At 49.0% G+C, this 18951-nt stretch carries 20 protein-coding genes; 11 read left to right on the top strand and 9 right to left on the bottom strand.

The features are described from left to right. Window positions 1–155 precede the first annotated feature (155 nt). Complete coding sequence (locus tag U869_RS0116920) at window positions 156–404, top strand: YdgH/BhsA/McbA-like domain containing protein (protein WP_025123273.1); 249 nt, start codon at window positions 156–158, stop codon at window positions 402–404. 64 nt (window positions 405–468) lie between these two features. On the opposite strand, the gene U869_RS0116915 is transcribed toward U869_RS0116920, so the two are convergent. Together U869_RS0116915 and U869_RS0116910 are read right to left on the bottom strand one after the other, a co-directional pair. After that, entirely contained in the window at window positions 469–1059 is a 591-nt protein-coding gene (locus U869_RS0116915; protein WP_025123272.1) for a LuxR family transcriptional regulator, read from the bottom strand. A 22-nt stretch (window positions 1060–1081) separates the two neighbouring features. Beyond that, a complete protein-coding gene (locus U869_RS0116910) occupies window positions 1082–1798 on the bottom strand; it encodes an EAL domain-containing protein (RefSeq protein ID WP_025123271.1) in 717 nt (238 codons plus the stop codon). 471 nt (window positions 1799–2269) lie between these two features. On the opposite strand from U869_RS0116910, the gene U869_RS0116905 reads away from it, so the two are divergent. The 4 genes from U869_RS0116905 to U869_RS0116890 all read left to right on the top strand — a co-directional run bounded on the left by U869_RS0116905 (window position 2270) and on the right by U869_RS0116890 (window position 7387). After that, window positions 2270–2827, top strand: a complete 558-nt coding sequence (locus tag U869_RS0116905) for a fimbrial protein (RefSeq protein ID WP_029988317.1) — start codon at window positions 2270–2272, stop codon at window positions 2825–2827. Between the two features lie 167 nt (window positions 2828–2994). After that, window positions 2995–3726 carry a molecular chaperone gene (locus U869_RS0116900; RefSeq protein ID WP_025123269.1) on the top strand — a complete coding sequence of 244 codons (732 nt, stop codon included), beginning with the start codon at window positions 2995–2997 and terminating at the stop codon, window positions 3724–3726. Window positions 3727–3800: 74 nt separating this feature from the next. After that, window positions 3801–6359 carry a fimbria/pilus outer membrane usher protein gene (locus U869_RS0116895; RefSeq protein WP_025123268.1) on the top strand — a complete coding sequence of 853 codons (2559 nt, stop codon included), beginning with the start codon at window positions 3801–3803 and terminating at the stop codon, window positions 6357–6359. After that, window positions 6356–7387, top strand: a complete 1032-nt coding sequence (locus U869_RS0116890) for a fimbrial protein (RefSeq protein WP_025123267.1) — start codon at window positions 6356–6358, stop codon at window positions 7385–7387. Before U869_RS0116895 ends, U869_RS0116890 begins: the two co-directional genes overlap by 4 nt. A gap of 96 nt (window positions 7388–7483) precedes the next feature. Here the strand turns inward: U869_RS0116890 and U869_RS0116885 are convergent, their stop codons facing one another. From U869_RS0116885 to U869_RS0116870, 4 genes are all read right to left on the bottom strand, one after another. Continuing rightward, window positions 7484–7927, bottom strand: a complete 444-nt coding sequence (locus tag U869_RS0116885; protein ID WP_025123266.1) for a helix-turn-helix domain-containing protein — start codon at window positions 7925–7927, stop codon at window positions 7484–7486. Window positions 7928–8285: 358 nt separating this feature from the next. Continuing rightward, complete coding sequence (gene phoA, locus U869_RS0116880; RefSeq protein ID WP_025123265.1) at window positions 8286–9698, bottom strand: alkaline phosphatase; 1413 nt, start codon at window positions 9696–9698, stop codon at window positions 8286–8288. Window positions 9699–9828: 130 nt separating this feature from the next. After that, entirely contained in the window at window positions 9829–10536 is a 708-nt protein-coding gene (locus U869_RS0116875; protein ID WP_025123264.1) for a glutathione S-transferase N-terminal domain-containing protein, read from the bottom strand. Window positions 10537–10613: 77 nt separating this feature from the next. Further along, the gene (locus U869_RS0116870) at window positions 10614–11297 is read right to left on the bottom strand and encodes a helix-turn-helix transcriptional regulator (protein WP_025123263.1); all 684 of its coding nucleotides are present in this window, start codon (window positions 11295–11297) and stop codon (window positions 10614–10616) included. A 79-nt stretch (window positions 11298–11376) separates the two neighbouring features. Between U869_RS0116870 and U869_RS0116865 the strand changes: the two genes are divergently transcribed. Both U869_RS0116865 and U869_RS0116860 read left to right on the top strand, forming a co-directional pair. Continuing rightward, window positions 11377–12345 carry a hypothetical protein gene (locus tag U869_RS0116865; RefSeq protein WP_025123262.1) on the top strand — a complete coding sequence of 323 codons (969 nt, stop codon included), beginning with the start codon at window positions 11377–11379 and terminating at the stop codon, window positions 12343–12345. After that, entirely contained in the window at window positions 12326–12670 is a 345-nt protein-coding gene (locus U869_RS0116860) for an antibiotic biosynthesis monooxygenase (RefSeq protein ID WP_025123261.1), read from the top strand. Before U869_RS0116865 ends, U869_RS0116860 begins: the two co-directional genes overlap by 20 nt. Before the next feature lie 49 nt (window positions 12671–12719). Here U869_RS0116860 and cynS read toward each other — a convergent pair whose 3' ends face one another. Further along, window positions 12720–13190, bottom strand: coding sequence for a cyanase (cynS, locus tag U869_RS0116855; protein ID WP_025123260.1), 471 nt, complete (start codon window positions 13188–13190; stop codon window positions 12720–12722). A 25-nt stretch (window positions 13191–13215) separates the two neighbouring features. After that, window positions 13216–13869 (bottom strand): carbonic anhydrase, encoded by a 654-nt coding sequence (locus U869_RS0116850; RefSeq protein WP_025123259.1) that lies wholly within the window; start codon window positions 13867–13869, stop codon window positions 13216–13218. Window positions 13870–13987: 118 nt separating this feature from the next. Here U869_RS0116850 and cynR point away from each other — a divergent pair, with 118 nt between their 5' ends. From cynR to U869_RS30850, 4 genes are all read left to right on the top strand, one after another. After that, window positions 13988–14875 (top strand): transcriptional regulator CynR, encoded by an 888-nt coding sequence (gene cynR, locus U869_RS0116845; RefSeq protein ID WP_025123258.1) that lies wholly within the window; start codon window positions 13988–13990, stop codon window positions 14873–14875. Window positions 14876–15549: 674 nt separating this feature from the next. After that, entirely contained in the window at window positions 15550–16224 is a 675-nt protein-coding gene (locus U869_RS0116840) for a hypothetical protein (RefSeq protein WP_025123257.1), read from the top strand. A gap of 132 nt (window positions 16225–16356) precedes the next feature. Continuing rightward, window positions 16357–17304 carry a hypothetical protein gene (locus U869_RS0116835; protein WP_025123256.1) on the top strand — a complete coding sequence of 316 codons (948 nt, stop codon included), beginning with the start codon at window positions 16357–16359 and terminating at the stop codon, window positions 17302–17304. Further along, window positions 17297–17767 carry a Panacea domain-containing protein gene (locus U869_RS30850; protein ID WP_071998250.1) on the top strand — a complete coding sequence of 157 codons (471 nt, stop codon included), beginning with the start codon at window positions 17297–17299 and terminating at the stop codon, window positions 17765–17767. The genes U869_RS0116835 and U869_RS30850 overlap by 8 nt, the downstream gene beginning before the upstream one ends. 81 nt (window positions 17768–17848) lie before the next feature. Here the strand turns inward: U869_RS30850 and U869_RS0116830 are convergent, their stop codons facing one another. Beyond that, window positions 17849–18913: a DUF3732 domain-containing protein gene (locus U869_RS0116830; RefSeq protein WP_025123255.1), complete on the bottom strand. Its 1065-nt coding sequence runs from the start codon at window positions 18911–18913 to the stop codon at window positions 17849–17851. Window positions 18914–18951 lie beyond the last annotated feature (38 nt).

Here is an 18951-nt window from a genome sequence, read left to right as displayed (position 1 = left end):
AGTATTAGTTGACCACTACATGAAGCATGATGGGATGAAGAAAGACTCAATGGCTAAAGACAGCATGAAGAAGGATGCCATGAGCCAGTAAAGATGCCACAACCTCCGGCGGTGATTGCCGCCGGATATGACTTAGCGAGTGAGAGGATTTGATCATGAAAAACATTATTTTGGTTTTGGCTCTGATCGCCACCAGCAGTAGCGTCATGGCCGCCACACCAGTAAGCTCTAACGAAGCGCAGGGGCTACAAAAAATTGCGGTGGTTTCCAGCCAGGCGACAACATTAAGCGGTTTTGAGCAGATGATTGCCGCAGATGCGCAGCAGAAAGGGGCCAGTTCCTACCATATTACGTCGGTGACTGTGAATAACCACGTTTACGGCACGGCAGATTTGTATAAATAACCGGGGAATGGCATGGCGACATACCAGCAAGGGGCGAATTCTATCATTGAACTCGCCCCTTTACTCAATGGCTGGCAACGAAAATGGTGCTCATACTGCGCAAACGTAATTTCTTTAGCGCGCTGTATTTCTGAGAAAAAATGGTTTTCGGATGCGTGCCGCGCTTGGCCGCAATATGCAATAGGCTATCACCGCGTAGCAGGTTGAAGATCACATCGCTTTCCGCCGGGCTGAGCTCACGAGTTTTCTGCACTTTCAACTGTCCCGACTCCTCGCTGGCCAGCAGGTTGACAATTTTATCCTCGAGTAAATGCAGCGGAGTCCGTGTCGAAACCAGTTCAACCGAGATACCCAGGATCCCCAACAGTTTGGCTACGCGCTCGTCATCATAAAACACCAGAATACGCATAGTGCTCATGTACTGCTGGTGCAAAGACACCAGGCTTTCGATCACGTTGACGCTTTGTTCCAGGTTTTGCGAGGTGAAAATCAGCGCGATATCATGCTTGATAATTTTCTCTGCTTTCGCGCCACCGTGCACAAAGTCTGAAAACAGCTTGATGTCGTACTTGCCATAATGCTTTTTCAACAGCATCGAAAGCCCGACATAGCTGTACTTGCACTCACTGATCACCAGGACATTGTTTTTAGACATAAAGGGAAATACCCGTAATGAGTTAAAAGTATTCAGCAGCAAGCAGCTGATTTAAATCTTTGATGTTGGATTCCTGCCACAATTTCCCCTGCAATGCATAATAGGGCATTTCATCTAGCCATCTTTTTTGCTCATGCGTTTCTACCCCTTCGATAATCACCCGGTAATGATTCAGGTGAAAAAATCGCAGCAGGGCGCGCATCAACCCTTCACCGCCGGGCTTTTTCATAAAGTCCCATAGCAGCTGTCGATCGAGTTTAACGAAGCGGAAACGGCTGTTATACAAGGCGGAAAACCCGGCATAACCAGAACCAAAATCATCGAGCCAAAATGAATAATTATTCAGGGAAGGGTCGTTATGGACGCGATTTTTAACCAGCCTGCTGGCGTTTTCGTTGATTTCGAAGTGCAGGCAATTTATCGCACGAATTTTATCGGCCAGCACACCGCTTGCCAGTGCTTGCAGTGAATGATCGTCGACATTGATGGTGGCAATGATCTGGTGTTGTTGGAACCAGTCGCGGTATTTTGCTATCAGTTCAATCTGTTGAAACAAGATCTCGATGCGGGTTTCCCCGTCGGCTTGCTGAAAGAATTGTTCTGGGGAGAAATGCGCAAACTCGCTGTCGAAAGAGAAACGTGATAAACATTCAACGGCCAGCAGTTGTCCCGATTTGGCAAACATCGGCTGGAAAACATAATTAATGCCGTTATTGATGTCGTTAAAAGAGCTGCGCATTTCTCAATCCTTTGATTGAAATTTATCTGTATGATTTTAAACAATAAACAAAGAAATAATGGAGTGTTTATTGGTAATAATCTTATTAAAGAAAGAATCATCCTATCTGGCGGTAAATTCCTCTAAAAGGTTGAAATTTCAGAGGGAACACGGTTGCGCTAAACGGAGCGGTAGGCGCCAAAACAGAGTTATATTCTGGGTTTTCGCTGGTTTTTTGAATTTTTTGACCGTTCATCTTGACGGATGAAGATTATTACGAACCACCTAAATCGTCAATATCGATCGATAGGTATTTGTTGATAGTTTTTTCCTATCATGAGAGGCGTTATGAATGTTTTAAACGATTTACCAATAAGAATACTCTTGGTCTATATTTCGCCGGGCAATGGATTCATCGGGCTTCATTCCTGACAGGGAGTAGCATCGTTGAATGTACTTAACGGCTGTATTAATTCACCGAGAGTCAAAAATATGAAAATCTCTAAGCTGTCTGCTGTATTAGCACTGACTGTATGCGCCACCGCCATTCCTTCACTTTCAGCACAGGCTGCCGATGGTACTATTACTTTCAACGGTAAAGTGACCGACCAGACTTGTACTATCAGCACCCCAGGTGGTAAAGATTTTACCGTTACTCTGCCAACCGTATCTTCTTCTACCCTGAATGCAGTCAGTGCAACTGCGGGCCGTACTCCATTCGCGATTAACCTGACCAAATGCTCTCAAGGCCAGGTAGCGACCTATTTCGAACCAGGTTCAACCGTTGATTTCAAAAGCGGTCGTTTGAATAACCAAACGCAAACCAATGCGGCAACCAACGTGCAAATCCAGCTGCTGGGTAGCAACAACCAGTTCCTGCCAATTCTGGCTGCCACCAACAACGGCGCACAGACTAACTCCCAGTGGGTTACCGTTGCTAATGATGGTGACTCAGCTGACCTGAACTACTACGCAGAATATTTCGCCACCGCAGCAGCGGGCGCAGGTGATGTGACCTCTAACGTTCAATACACCATCATCTACCAATAAGTTATTACTCATCACTTTTCAAGTTACCACGTTGTATCCTTCCTGTGATTTATTGGGGTGAATAACTTCGCCCCAACGTTCACATTCAAGGAATGAAAAGTATCGGGTAAATATTCTGGCGGGTGGAAATTCTTCCCCCGCTGTATTTCTATAGTAGTGATATTAAAATGAAAACATCGTTTAAGAAATACAGCGTATTGCTGATGGCCGTGCTTTTCAGCAGCAGCGCTTTTTCCAGCGTTATTGTTAACGGTACACGCGTTATTTATCCGGCCAAACAGCGGGAAGTGACCGTCCAGTTATCCAATAATGGGACTTCCCCGGCGCTGATCCAAGCCTGGATCGATGAAGGCAACGCGGAAACAACGCCAGAAAACAGCAAGGCTCCCTTTATTATTTCACCTCCGATCAGCCGTATTGAACCCAACGGCGGCCAAGCGCTGCGCGTTTCGTTGACTACCACGGCGTTGACGCAAGACAAAGAATCTCTGTTCTGGTTGAACGTGCTGGAAATTCCCCCTGCACCGACCGGAGCGGCAGCCGACACCACACCAGAAAACTTCCTGCAGGTCGCTTTCCGAACCCGTGTGAAATTGTTCTATCGCCCGGAAGGCCTGAGTGGCGTAGCCAATGACGCGCCAGAAAAACTGCAGTGGAGCTTCGTGGCGGGCGGCGTAAAAGTGAAAAACCCAACGCCGTTTTATGTCTCTTTCACCGAAATCAATGCCGTTGCCAACAGCAAGAAAGTCCCGCTGGCGCCACATGGCGACATGCTGGCTCCAGGCCAGGAAAAAACGCTGGCCTTTTCCGGCGACAGTTCACGCATTGCTGATATCGAGTACACCACCATCAATGACTTTGGTGGCCGGGTTAAACGCAGTAAAAATCAGCAAAAGTAACGCCTGGAAAGCCCCAGCCGTGATGTAACGTCAGCCGACGGGGGACGCTTAATTTGGTAAAGGAATGCATGGATATGAATGAGTTACCTATCTCTGCCGCCGTAAAGTCGGCACTTTTCAATTACAGATCCATCCTGTTGTTGACCGGCAGCGCCCTTTGCCTGGCCACCCCGGTATTTTCCCAGGCAGCGGCGCAAAACGATCCCAAACAGACCGCTGCACCGGTCGAGGCTACCTTCAACAGTAATTTCCTGGTGGGTCAGGCACAGGGCGTCGATCTCTCACGTTTTCGTGACGGCAACCCGGTATTGGCGGGGAAATATTCTCTGGATGTTTACGTCAACGGGGAATGGAAAGGCAAAAAGAACATCGAATTCAAGAGTGTGCCAGGAAAGGACAGTGCCGATACCTGCTTTAGCCTGTTGTCTCTGGAGGAATTTGGTGTCGATACTGCCGCGATGGGCAGCGATCCGACGGTGACGACCAACAGTTGCAAGCCGCTGGGGGAATGGGTGCCGGAAGCGTCTTACCGCCTCAATACCAGCACCTTGCGTATGGATGTCAGCGTTCCACAGGCGGCACTGCGCCGTACCGCGCGCGGTTATGTCGATCCTAAATTCTGGGATCGTGGCATCACGGCCGGTTTTCTGTCCTATAACTTCAACGCCTTTAACTCGCACAGCTCCAATACCGGCGGTAACGCGGATTCTACCAACGCTTATCTGACGATGAACGCCGGGCTGAACATTGCTGGCTGGCAGTTGCACCATGACTCGAACGTAAACTGGCGTAGCCAGGAAAGCACCCATTGGCAGAACACGGCCACCTATGCACAGCGCGCCCTTCCGGGTGTGCGCGGTATGTTGACCTTGGGGGATGCGTTTACCAGCGGTGATTTCTTCGATTCGATCGGTTTTCGCGGTGCGCAACTGAGTACCGACGATCGCATGTTGCCAGACTCCCTCAACGGCTATGCGCCGGTGGTGCGCGGTGTGGCACAAAGCAACGCCCTGGTGGAGATTCGCCAGAACAACCAGTTGATCTATCAAACGACGGTAGCGCCGGGCGAGTTCGTGATTAACGATCTGTTCCCTACCGGCTACGGCGGCGATCTGGACGTTACGGTCAATGAGGCCGATGGCTCCGTGCGCCAGTTCAGCGTTCCCTATGCTTCGGTAGCACAGATGTTACGTCCGGGGATCCAGCGCTATGCGCTAACCGCTGGCCAAGTTCGCGATGATAATTTACATAATAAGCCCGAGATGTTCCAGGCGAATTATCAGCGCGGGTTTACCAATATTGTTACCGGCTATACCGGGGCCACCGTCAGCGACGGTTACAGCGCGGTGCTGCTGGGCAGTGCGGTTGCTACGCCGCTGGGAGCCTTTGCCGTCGACGTGACTCAGGCCAATACCCGCCTGAAACAGGGGGATATGTCTGGCCAGAGCTACAAAATCAGCTATAGCAAGCTGATGTCGGAAACCAACACCAACTTCACCATTGCGGCCTACCGCTACTCGACTTCCGGCTACCTGTCACTGCGTGATGCGGTGTATGCCCGTGATAACGAGAGCCGGGGTTTGAGTGCCGATGCGATTAACCGCCAACGCAATGAATATCAGCTGACGCTGAACCAGGGGTTGGGCAGCAATATGGGATCGCTGTATATCACCGGTTCAGTGCGCGATTACTGGAACCGCAGCGGTAGCTCCAAGCAGTATCAGGTGGGTTACAACAACTTCTTTGGCCGCGTGACCTACGGTTTGTCCGCCATGCGTACCACCGATACCTATAACCACGATGAAACCCGTTATTTCCTGAACTTCTCCATTCCGTTCAATGTGGGTTCACAAAATATCAGCCTGAACAGCGCACTGGCCTATAACGACCAGGGTTATGACAGCAGCCGCATCGGGATTAACGGCTCCACCGGTATGGATAACAACATCAGCTACAGCGCCACCCTGGCGAATGACCAGAACGGCGGCACCAATACCAGCGTGAGCGGGGAATATCGCAGTCGTTTCGCCACCATGAACGGTTCTTACAGCTATGGCCGCGATTTCCGCCAGTCGTCTATCGGGGCTTCCGGTAGCGTGGTGGCACATGGCGGCGGCGTGACCATGACGCCTCAGCGTGGCCAAACCATGGTGCTAATCGAAGCGCCGGATGCTGCCGGCGCTATCGTTACCAACTCCCCTGGGGTGCGGATCGATGATAACGGCTATGCGGTGGTGCCTTATGTTGCTCCATATCGTATGACCAACGTCACGCTGGATCCCAACGGCATGTCACGTGATGTCGAGCTGGAAAGCAGCAGCCAACAGGTAGCGCCTTATGCCGGTGCGATTGCCAAACTGGAGTTTAAAACCGTCAAAGGCCAGGCACTGATTATTCATGCTCTGGGGCCGAATGGTACGGCGTTACCGTTTGGTGCGGAAGTGTTGGATACCCGCAACCAGGTGATCGGTATCGTCGGTCAGGGTAGCCGCATTTATCTGCGTACCGAAGCGTTACAAGGGCTGCTGTTGGTCAAATGGGGCACTCAGCCGACACAACAGTGTGCCGTGAACTATCAAGCCAAAACACACAACAGCACTGAATACGAAATTATCGAGGCGAGCTGCAAATGATGAACATTATCCAGAAATTTACCGCCATGCGTCAGCGCCCTAAACAAGCCATGCTGTTGTTGTTACTGATGTCGGCGGGGCAGACGGCTTATGCCCAATGTCGCGTGAACTCCAATAACCCGCAGGACATCATTATGAATGTCGGTAGGGTATTGATTACCCCGACGACCAAGGTTGGGGATATTCTGGCCACCGGCAAGTTTGATATTCGTCGCGACAACAATATTTCCTGCAGTGGTAACAGCACCTTGTATGGTCGTATTTTGCAAGGTGGCCCTAGTTCTGTCAGTGACAAAATCTGGACCACCAACGTGCCGGGTGTGGGGTTGCGGCTCTATCGCCAGATCGGGACGCAGGAAGGGGCTTATTATCCGCATGAGATCTACCGTACCGGCGGGGTGTATCTGGCCGAAGGGTATTTTGTGGTTGAAGTGATCAAAATTGCCCAGAATACCGGTACCGGTTCATTAGCCCCGGGACAGTATTCTTCCTACTATGCGGATGGCACAGGTCCTTCAAAACCGATCCTGATTTCCCACGTACTGGCGAACAGTATCACCATTGTTACCTCGTCCTGTTCGGTGGACGCGGGTTCCAAAAACAAGGTGATCAACCTGAGCACGGTAGCGACCGCTGCTTTTAAAGGTGTAGGTACTACCGCTGCTGAGCAGGATTTCTCGATTAACATCAACTGTGTTGGTGGTACAGGGACGGAGCTGTTGCCTGGTGGCACGGGGGAAGGTCTGGTGAACGTGCGTTTTGACTACACTCGCGATACTTCGAATGCGCCGGGCGTGCTCAAGCCAGTGCAGGATAGCAATACGGCCAGCGGTGTTGCCGTCCAACTGTTGACCGGCAACAACTCAACGCCAATCGATAGCGGCACAGCGGTATATGCCGGGCACACCATTGCCAACCAGACCAATACCATCACCTTGCCGCTCAAGGCGCGTTACTATCAAACCGCAGCGAAAATGAAGGGCGGCACCATCAAATCGATTGCCACCTTTACCCTCGAATATAACTGATAAGACATCACCAGATTCACTACGTAAGGGCGCTGCACGCCGCGCCCATTTACCATCCTGAAAGGCCAATGGAGTAATCCGTTGGCCTTTTTGCGATTAACGTTGGCCGACCCAGTTGGTGCAGCCTTCGTCTACGCATTGGCGGTTGTACAGTGAATGCAGGCTCGGTGAGCTATGCCGATAGCTGTGCTCTGCGGGCAGAGCAACTTCATCCTGCTGCGGTGTGCGGCGATAGACGGCCGGCGTTTCGCCAAACTGTTTTTTGAATGCCCGGGAAAATGAGGGCTGGGAATCAAAATGAAATTGCAGGGCGATATCCAGAATGGGGCGAGGCGTGGCGCGCAGTGCCTGTGCGGCCTTCGACAAACGGCGTTCGCGGATATAGCTGCCTAGCGCATGGCCGGTAGTGCTACGGAACATCCGTTGCAGATGCCATTTGGAGTAGCCAGATTTTGCCGCCACGTTATCCAGCAGCAGCGGTTGATCCAGGTGGGTTTCGATCCAGTTCAGCAAGTCGTGAATGATATTGGCGCGATCCATGGGTTTTAATTCTCCTGCAGCGACGACATTCGGGTCACAATCAAAATGAGGCTTAATAATCCAAGTTTATTCTTTGATAATAGGCGTGCATTGGCGGTTACGCAAGCCCAAACTTGGATAATAGAGGTGGCGAAAAATGCTCCACCACGGGTAGGGTTTTAGCTAATTTGGCGGGAATGGGGGAATGCCCCTCACCCCGGCCCTCTCCAACTGTACGGACTGGGGCAACCTGAATACTTGTTTGAGGGAGAGGGGGTTGATCCGGAGCTACGGTCAGATGCAGGAGTTAACAGGGAGCACATTCGGTCCCCTCTCCCTGTGGGAGAGGGTTAGGGTGAGGGGAACACGCCTATCTTAATTATTTGATATTCATGGCATCGCGCATGGTGAAGAACAGGTCGGTCTGATCGGTCAGCCCCACCACGTTGGCAGCATGCGGGCCATAAGCGGCCACGCGCAACTGGGTGCCGGTATGGCCCTGTGAACCTTCCTCCGAGTTGCCGTAGCTGATGGTCATCACCGCGCCGTCTTTGGTGGTTAACGCTTGTGTCAACCCTGGAGCTTTGGCCTTGGCGGCAATAATCTGGCTGGAGTGGGCGTGGTCGGCGGTGACGATCACCAGGGTATTACCGTCGGCGCGGGCGAACTCCAGCGCTTTTTGTACCGCTTCATCCAGATCGACCGTTTCGCCAAACTGGCCGCATGGATTGGCATCATGATCCTGCTTGTCGATCGATGCGCCTTCCACCTGTAAGAAGAAGCCGTTCGGGTTGCTCTTCAGCAGATCGATGGCCTTTTCGGTCATTGCCGCCAGCGTCGGTACACTGGCACTGCGCTCTGGGTTATTTTCGCAGGTCACGGCAGGCTGATCGATATTACCGTGGTAGGAGGCTTTCGGCCCTTTCCAGCGTACCGGCATATTCCCTGGCGCAAACAGGCCCAGCAGCGGTTTTTGCTGATTGGCGAGGTTAATTGCGTTCAGGCTTTCTGCATCGCTCACCAACTGGTAACCCAATGCGGCGGCCTGTGCTTGCAGCGTTTTTCCCTGCCATTCACCGCTTTTCGCCATCTGGGCGAAGGATTTTGCTCCACCGCCCAGAGTGACGTCGGCACGGGTTTTAATCAACTGCTCGGTGATGGAACCGTGCCCGCCGTTTTCCAGCGCGTTACCGGCACATTGTTCGGTAGTTTCCTCTGGGCCATAGCATTTGCGCGAGGTGACGTGCGAAACCAATGCGGCCGGTGTGGCATCTTGCAGCTCCGCCGTCGAGACGTTGCCGGTGGCTTTTCCTGCGGCCTTGGCCAGTTCCAGGATCGTCGGTTGATCTTTGCCGTTGACATCTACGCCCAACGCGCCGTTATAAGTTTTGACGCCGGTAGCCCAAGCGGTGGCGGAGGCTGCGGAGTCGGTGACATAGTCCGGCTTATGGCCTTTCTTATCCAGCGAGTAGTGAGTGTATTGGCCGGTCAGCGGCAGGGCATCGATCCCTTTGAAGTAGCCGCCTGCGCCTTCGGCATAGTTACGTGCGCCGGTGATTTCCGAATCGCCCATGCCGTCGCCGATCAGCAGGATCACGTTTTTGGCGGTTTTATTCGACAGTGATGCTTGCAGCGCGGCGGTTTGATCGCCTGCCAAACGGCGTGCCCCACCGGGTTCGGTAATATCGCCACGTGCCGCGCGGGTGTCGAGTTGATGGGTGTCAGCCAGGGCACTGGAACATAACAGGGCGGATAATACGGCACCGGCGATCAGGGAAACGGACTGCTGCATGGGTAGGGCTCCTTGTCGTAATACAAAAATACGGTTGGCATTATTTTGTTACAAGGGAGAGTAGAGCAGGAAAGTGACAGTTTTATGACGAGAAAAAGGGATAGCCTTTCCTGACTACCCCAATAGGTTATCAGGCTTGGCGAGCAGGAATATTGACGCCGCGCTGTACGGCAGGCCGTGCCAACCCACGTTCCAGCCATTGGCCAACGAGCGGGAAACTGTCGAACTCCACCAGATCGCGGGCTTCATAAAATCCGATCAGGTTGCGCACCCAACCAAGCAGAGAGATATCGGCAATGGTGTATTCCGTGCCCATGATCCAATCACGCCCTTGCAGCCGTTCTTCCAGCACGCCAAGCAGCCGTTTGGACTCTTTCTGGTAGCGCTCCAGCGGGCGTTTGTCTTCATATTCGCGTCCGGCGAATTTATGGAAGAAACCTAACTGGCCGAACATCGGGCCGACGGCAGCCATTTGGAAAAACACCCATTGGATGGTTTCATAACGCAGGGCGGCATCCTTAGGTAAAAACTGCCCGCATTTCTCTGCCAGATACAGCAAGATGGCGCCGGATTCGAACAGCGCCAGCGGTTTACCGTCTGGGCCTGCAGGATCGAGGATGGCCGGAATTTTGCCGTTAGGGTTGAGTGACAGGAACTCTGGCGTCCAGGTTTCGTTGTTGCCGATGTCGATCAGATGTGCCTCGTAAGGCAGGCCGATCTCTTCGAGCATAATGGAGACCTTCACCCCGTTTGGGGTTGGGAGGGAGTAGAGCTGCAACCGCTCTGGATGTTTGGCTGGCCAACGTTGGGCGATCGGGAATTGGTTAATGTCGGACATGATCATTCCTCGGATTTTACGGGTTCATCAACAGGAAAACCCATTGAGTATGGCAGCTAAGCTAGCGTGCAATGGAGTTAAAGCGATAGACCAAAATGTGCGTTTAGCGCTTTTCTACCCGCAGCGGTCAGTTGCAGTTCGCGGCTGTCCAGTTGACGCCGAACCCAGCCGCGCTTTTCGAAGGCGAGCAACATGGCGGCGCCCAATGCGCCACCGAGGTGAGCCTTACGTTCGCTCCAGTCCAGGCAATCGCAGGCAAAGCGCCGCCGGGTCGGGGCTGGGGAGCAGTCGATGCCCAACCGTGTCAACGCTGCCTGCCCAGCTTCACTGAGCTGATAGTCGTTATCACCGATAAGCCAGGCTCGTGTCAGCAGTTGATTATGTAGCTGAACGGCGATCTCGCCCGCCATGTGGTCATAGCAGGTACGGGCATAACGCAATGAAGCCGGAGTGCTGCTTTTGACCTTTGGGCGTTCTACCCCGGCCAGCGCCATCAGAGTTTCCAGCATATCGGCCACCGGTTTGCCCGCCAGACGGTAAAAACGGTTACGTCCCTGTTTGACACAGCCGATCAGGTTCTGTTCCTGCAAACGTGCCAGATGGCTGCTGGCGGTAGAGGCCGCGACGTCCACCGCCGCACTAAGCTCGGTGGCGGTGTAGGCGCGCCCATCCATCAGCAGGCATAGCATGCGTGCTCGGGTGCGATCGGCGATGGCGGCCGTCAGTGCGGCCAGGCGGTCTTCAAGCGTATTGTCATTCATACTTCGAGCATAACCGAAGTATTGCCGCTGGTCTAACCCGACAATGGCGCTCCCCTGTGTTGTGTGAAGGAAACCACTAATGACGACCTGCCCCTTTTCTGCTGCATCGCGGCAAGCGGTGCGCGAAGCCTTAAGTCATCCCCACTTCGGTGTTCGTCCTACAGATGAGCCGGTTCCCAGGGCATTGCTCGGGACGCCGGCTCAATCGATCTTCGCCTCACTGGTACGTATGAATGATGGTGTTCGGCAGAGTGAATTAAAGCTTGCGATCGAGGCGGCTCTGGCTTGGCACGACGATGACGAGATACGCCAAACGGCGGTTGATGTGGCCCAGCGCTTGGCGGGCAGTTTGACAACGGCAGAGCAACTCACGCGGTTCAACTATGCTTTGCCGATCTGCGTACTGGCGGAATTGCTGGGCGTAGCCCATCGGGATCGAGCGACCTTGGTGGATGAGGTTTTAGCCTTTGTGCGTTGTATTGCTCCCGGCGGCAGCACAGAGCAAATGGCTGCGGGGGCCGTTGCCGCAGGAAAATTGCATCTCCGCATGCAGCAAGCGGATGGCCCATTGTTTGTACAGCTGTGCCAACAAGTTGGCGATCGTTCTCTGGCGATAGCCAATGCCATTGGACTGTTGTTTCAGGCCTGCGAAGGCACTGCCGGATTAATCGGCCAAATGCAATTGTTGGCAAACGAACGCCAACAGTCAGCAGAAGAGTTGATCCTGGTGGTGTTGCAACAATCTCCGCCGATCCATACTACCCGGCGGTTTGCGTTACAAGATACCCGGCTGGAAGGACAGCCGTTAGTGAAGGGCCAAAGTGTGTTGGTGCACCTGAAAACGCCAGAGGAAAGTTTTGCCTTTGGTCATGGGGCCCATCGATGCCCGGGAGAACGTTGGGCGCGGATCATTGCCTTGGCGGCCATGTCCGTACTTCATATCAAGCCCGAATGGTTGAGCCATTATCGCTGGCGCGTTTCGCAAAATGCACGGGTAGCTGAATTTTATTCTGTACAGGAGAACGCTGATGATCGCGGTGATTTTTGAACTACGGGCTGCCGCTGGGCAGCGGGAAACCTATCTTGAACTGGCGGCGGAGCTGAAACCGTTGCTGGCGGAGATTGACGGCTTTATCTCCATTGAGCGTTTCCAGAGCCTGAGCGAACCGGACAAATTGCTCTCGCTGTCTTTCTGGCGTGACGAGGCGGCGGTACAGCAGTGGCGTAACCTGGAGCAACACCGTCAGGCACAGGCGCGTGGCAGGCATGAGGTGCTGGAATATTACCGGCTGCGGGTGGCCGAGGTGGTGCGGGATTATGGGCTGGAACCGCGCGAGCAGGCTCCGGCAGACAGCCGCAATGTTCACGGCTGAGACTGGCTACGTAGGGGCGCTGCATGCTGCGCCCGTTTAAATTTAATGATCAGAACGGCTTGGTCGGCAGATACTTGCCGTCGAGCGTGATCACCGCGCGCTCGCCGCCGTCGGGATCCTGGACTTTTTTGATATCCAGCTTGAAGTTGATCGCGCTGATCACCCCGTCGCCAAATTGCTCATGCACCAGCGCCCGCAGGGTTGAGCCGTAGATCTGTACCATCTCGTAAAAACGGTAAATGGTCGGGTCGGTCGGCACACCGCCGGGGATGCTGCCACGCACCGGGATGGTTTGCAGCAGGCGCACGGCGTCTTCATCCAGTTCCAGTTTAGCGGCTACCACGCGGGCGGCCTGTTCCGGCAACGGATGCTGACCAAGCAGAGCAGCGGTAACAAACGCCAGACTTAAACCGGTGCCTTGATTGATCGCCTCAAAGGTCAGGCCTTTACGGACTTTGGCATCCATGATGATGTCGGTCAGGCTTTGGCGTGCTGAAGCACTATGCAGTGATTGTGTCATGTTGACTCCTATCGATTTGGGTAGATTAGAAACGTTGATTGGCAGGGCTGGCGGTGACGCACGGATTGCTGGCCAGCGGGACGAAACGGCGGGTGTTGCCATCTAATGCGTCAATACAGCCGGTGGCAATATCGTAGATCCAGCCATGCAGTCGCAGATTGCCTCGATCGAGCGCTAGCGCGACCGAAGGGTGAGTTTTCAGGTTGGTCAGTTGTGCGATGACATTTTCACGCACCATCGAGTTGATGCGCTCATGCTCGTTGGCATGTTCATTGGCCTGATTGACCGCCTTGGCGGCATCGGCATAGCGCAACCAGTGGGCCACGGTTGGCATATGATCCAGGCATTGGCAGGTGGCGATGGCGGTCATGGCACCGCAATCGGAATGGCCGCAAATCACGATGTCCTCTACGCCCAGCGCGGCAACGGCATATTCCACTGAGGCCGAAACGCCGCCGGGCTCTGGCCCGAAAGAAGGCACAATATTGCCTGCGTTGCGAATGACAAACAGATCGCCCGGTTCGCGTTGGGTGATCAGCTCCGGCACCAATCGGCTGTCGGAACAGGAGATAAACAGGGTGCGTGGGTTCTGGCTGGTCGCCAGACGTTTGAACAGCTCTGTGCGCTCGACAAAAGCCTCGCGCTGGAACTTCAGAAAACCGTCAATAACCTCTTGCATGGTGACTCCATCAATGTGTTGCTTGCTTTCAATGGAGCCAAGAATGGACTGTTCTAGCTATAGGTTCCAAGACTCATTTATAATCGTCTCAATAGGTATAACTAATAGTTGAGGCATTATGTTACTGCGGCATATTCGTTACTTTCTGGCGGTGGCAGAGCAGGGGAACTTCACCCGGGCGGCGGAGGTGTTGCACGTTTCTCAGCCAACCTTGTCACAACAGATCAAACAGTTGGAAGAGACGTTGCAGGTGGCATTATTCGACCGCTCCGGGCGCAGGGTGCAACTCACCGATGCGGGGCAGGCCTGGATGCGCTATGCCCGGCTGGCGCTACAGGATCTGGATGCTGGCAAACAGGCGATCCAGGATGTGGCGACGTTGGCACGCGGTAATCTGCGGTTGGCGATGACGCCGACTTTTACCTCCTATCTGATCGGCCCGCTGGTGGACGGTTTCTTCCGACGCTATCCCGGCATTACGCTGAATATCCGGGAGATGACGCAGGATAAAATGGAGGCATTATTGTGTGACGATCAACTGGATCTCGGCATTGCCTTCGAGCCGGTGCATTCTGCGGATATCACCGCTACCAGGCTGTTTACGGAGCGGTTGCAACTGATGGTGGGGAAGGAGCATCATCTTGCCCATCGCCACGTTGCCTTGGGCTTATCGGAGGTGCAACAGCTACCGTTAGTGTTACTCAATGGCGACTTTGCCACGCGTCATTACGTGGATGAATATTGCCAGCAGCACGCCATTCATCCCCAGGTTGCAATGGAGGCTAACGCGATTAATGCCATCGTTGAGATTGTGCGCCATGGTCAGTTGGCCACCATCCTGCCGCAGGCTATCGCCCGGAATAACCCGTTGCTGCTCCCCGTTGAGCTGTCAGTGCCGATGCCTGAACGCCATGCCGTGGTGCTGCAACGCCAAGAAGGCTATCGCAGCGCCGCATCGCAAGCGTTTATTAAAATATTGCATGAGTTGGAGCTGGAAATGTACTGAGTTGTGCAGAGGGATTATTCGCTAATTAAACCGCTAGCAAGATAAACTTAATGGGTGGTTAATTATGACATTATATTTTGTGTGGTTATTGCTCGCATGCCGGATAATGTTGACCTGTGCTCAAATATCAACCAAAAATCCCCGCGATCTCTGACCGCCGTTATGGCATAATGCGCGCCAAATCACATTCCCAATCAAATTAAGAGCGAGCGCTGTGTTAAGCACTAACAACATCACAATGTTGTTTCATATGTAAAAATAATTATTGTAAATTCCCGATTTCCAGTGGTGATCAAGGCTCACATAAATTTCGGTCGTTATCAGATTTTACAATGACCTGTCTGAGATTTGTTCTAGCTCTACATGAGACGGTTACAATGGTTATGCTATTCAGGAAAAGGTTGTAGTTGTACATAAACTTGGGTAGCTTATCAGTTCGATGTATCAATAAAATATTTCTATTAAGGTTATATCAGCTAGTGCACTATTTTTATCGCTTTAAAATTCCCTTTTCCTATATTGAGGCGTAGCGTTACCCAAAGCGTTAATGTTGATGATATTCATAAGGACAATTGTCGAGTTGACTATACATAAAATAGTCGACTTATTGTTTTTTTTATCATAAAATAAAGTAATAAATTTGATTTTCGTTGGGTTTTTAAAGGGGGTTTAAAATGATATTTAATCAACCAGATATTTTAGCTTTTGAGCATTTTAACAAGGATAAATTTGTCGCCATGCCTATACTATGGTTGGAAAACGAATTTGATTATGTAGATAGTCCTTTAGTTAGATTTCTTCAAGTGCGTAATGAAAAAGGTTGGCGTTCATTAAACTCAAAAGAAGATTATATAACTCATCTAAAAGAAACTAATGATAATAATGTGAAGTACACTGACGAGTTAAATGAATATATCAATGCGTATAATAATGAGGCTAATGTTAAAGTGGTTGTAGATTTTGATATTACTTCATTCAAGCCTGACTATCAGTTAGTAGATTTGAATGAAATATATGAAGAGCGCATGGATTATGACTTTAAAGAGCTATACAAACAATGTCGAAGCCATAGAGATAGTGAAGAGAATGCGTTCTTAAACGATTTGAATGCCAATAACCTTACCTTAATTGAAGGCAGAAATGAGCTTTACAATCAAAAAATGATTGAGAGCTGGGTAAAGAAGGCAGAGGTGGTTCGTAGGCGAATTTCGAGGAACCAGCCTTATGAGGATATTAAAGTTCTTGCTGTTTTTGACGGTAGCATTGTTGGTTTGAGTTATGGGGAATTATATAAAAAACTATATAGCTATATAAAAGACTGTGGGGCTGCCAGATATAGTAATGATTAATTCACATGGGGGCATTGCTCCCATAGTTTTTACATTCATGCGTTCTTTTAAGCGGGGGGTATAATATTATCTTGAAAAATATTTAATTTGATGCATAATATTTTTATCCGAATCTAACTGGCATTTGTAGGTATGATAGAATTTATTAAAAAATTTAACATCCCATTTTTATCCCCAGCCAGCATTTTAATACTATCCATTTCTTGTGCATTTGTTGGGAATTACACAACTGCAACTGCTTGGAGTAACGTTAAAGATGCTGCTAGTCTCATTGCATTTATACTTACTAACCCATATATTGGGATAGTTATTAGTGCTGTTTTATTTATATTTTCTGAAATGGGTAACCATGTTGATAAGAAAGAACTAACTAATGCTAACAAGCAGTTGAAAATTGATAATCAAGAATTAATATCATTAAGGAAGACAATAAATGAAAGTCAAGAAGCTTGTGAAGGATTAAAACAAGAAATTTATAATGTTCATCTAAAACAAATAAAAACATGGCTTAAGGGAATATGTAAACAAACAGGTTTGTCGACTTACGATAGAATTTCAATTTACTTTGCACTAGATAAAGAGTTCAGTATCCTTAGTCGCTATTCTCTTAACCCAGAATTATGCAAGATTCACAAGCGTAATTTCCCATTGGATCGAGGTGTATTAAGCCACGCTTGGCGATATAATGAACATTGGGAAGGGGGAAGTCCTACATATGACATTGGTAATCCAAACCAGTATTATGAGTATATGGAAAAGGAATATGGTTATAGTGAGGAATCATTAAATAAAATTAATATGAAGAGCTGCAGGTACCTCGGCCTGTCAATTACAGATGCAGATGAAAATATTGGAGTTATTCTATTTGAAAGCCTTAAAACTGATACATTAACAGCTGAGAGCATTAGTAAAATAATAAAGTATTGTGATGATTTTCAGAGTCATTTGTGCAGTTTCGTAAAAGATAGTATAATTTATGATAAGGCTTTGAGTCTAAAGCAAAGCAGTGCGGCTAATGACAATGATGCTATCGCATTAGCAGAATTAACCAAGGTAAAATCAGGAGATAATCATGGATAAATTACATAGTATAATTGCATATTTATGTGTAAATTACCCATACAAAGAAGATTTATCAAAAGCAAGATTAACCAAGCTTGTTTATCTCGCTGACTGGTTTAGTGCACTAGCTGATAATAAACAATTAACTAATATTAACTGGTTGTTTAATCATTATGGCCCATATGTTGATGATGTAATCGATTCTATAAAATTTAATCCAAAGTTTAATATTGATAGAACATCAACTATGTATGGCACCGAAAAAAGTATAATTGGTTATGATGGTGATTTTCTTGATTCTAATTTAACACCTAGAGACAAACAAATACTTCAACTTGTTATTACAAAGACAAGTACAATGTATTTTAATGATTTCATTAACTATGTATATTCAACTCATCCTGTACAAACATCTAATAGATACTCTAATTTAGACTTGGTTTCGTTAGCTCATGATTATAAAAATCAAGTAAATCATTAGGTGGTTTTTGTGGGTGACATTTGATGAAATACTTTAAATATGCATGTGGATTATCCACATGCATATTTATATTCTAGCAATTTACTCATGAGGATAGATAAAACCTCGGGTTCTCCATCGTGCCCTTACGAAACTTTCAAAACTGTCATCACCCTCAAGCAGCAAATGATCAACATGATCTGATATAATTATTTGTGGGAGCACCTCTGTTTCTTTTAGGGTTTCATTACAAAAATCAACAATCACATTGAAAAAATTTTGTACTGCACTAATATCGTGATTTATCGAATTTTCATCAGCGGACCTTTCTTTATCACTAATAAGATCCTTAGGTTCAAAACCTTTAACTGAGTTGTCGACATTAGGGAAATAAACTTGACTCGGTTGGTCTAAGAATAATATTGGTGGTATTTTACATCTATCATTAAGTTTACAAAAAAGCTTTTGGAAGCCTAAGAATAAAGATAAATGACAATAAAGCCAGTTTGCTCCGCTACCCATTGAGCGTAAGAATATTTTCTTCTCATCTTGTGATTCATACCAGAAATCGAAAGATTCAAGTGAGAATTTTAGGTTAATAGGGTTATAGGTGCTTTCAAAATCCAGTCTGCTTCCAATTTCATTTATGGACTTAATTAGATATTCCTCAATTCGGCCTAGTTTATTTTCTATACCTAGTTTTCTTATTTTTAATTCAATTTCTTTTAAATTCATTTCTAGGCTTTCTTTTTCTTTTTCCAATTCTGTTACTTCATTTTTTGCTATACTCTCTACATGTATTACAATTCTCATTTTTGCTTCATAAATAATATCTATTGCCGAGTTTTTTTTCTTGAGCAACTCTTCTTGTTTATTTATTTGTAGTATTCTAGATTCAATTTCTTTTATTATCCTCACACTATCATTTATTTTATCCTTTAACTTGTAATCATTTTCCTCTAATGAATCTTTAGTGTATGGTGAACTACGAAGCTCTTCATTAAGCCATGAAATTGCTTCAGATAATTTATTTACCTCTGGTACTATGCTTCTATTCTCACTTTCGCAAAATGGGCAATGAGATGAGTTCAAATGAAACTCTGTAGGGTGCTCAATGTTTTTAATCCTTTTTGTATAACCATTCAGATTTTCTATTGTTCGCTTCACCTGAATTCGTTGTCTTTCTGGTCAAGTATTCAATGTGT

Source organism: Serratia sp. H1w (assembly GCF_000633355.1).
Classification (GTDB): Bacteria; Pseudomonadota; Gammaproteobacteria; order Enterobacterales; family Enterobacteriaceae; genus Chania.
Note: the sequence above shows the minus strand (reverse complement) of the source record. Positions and strands in the feature narration are given on the sequence as shown.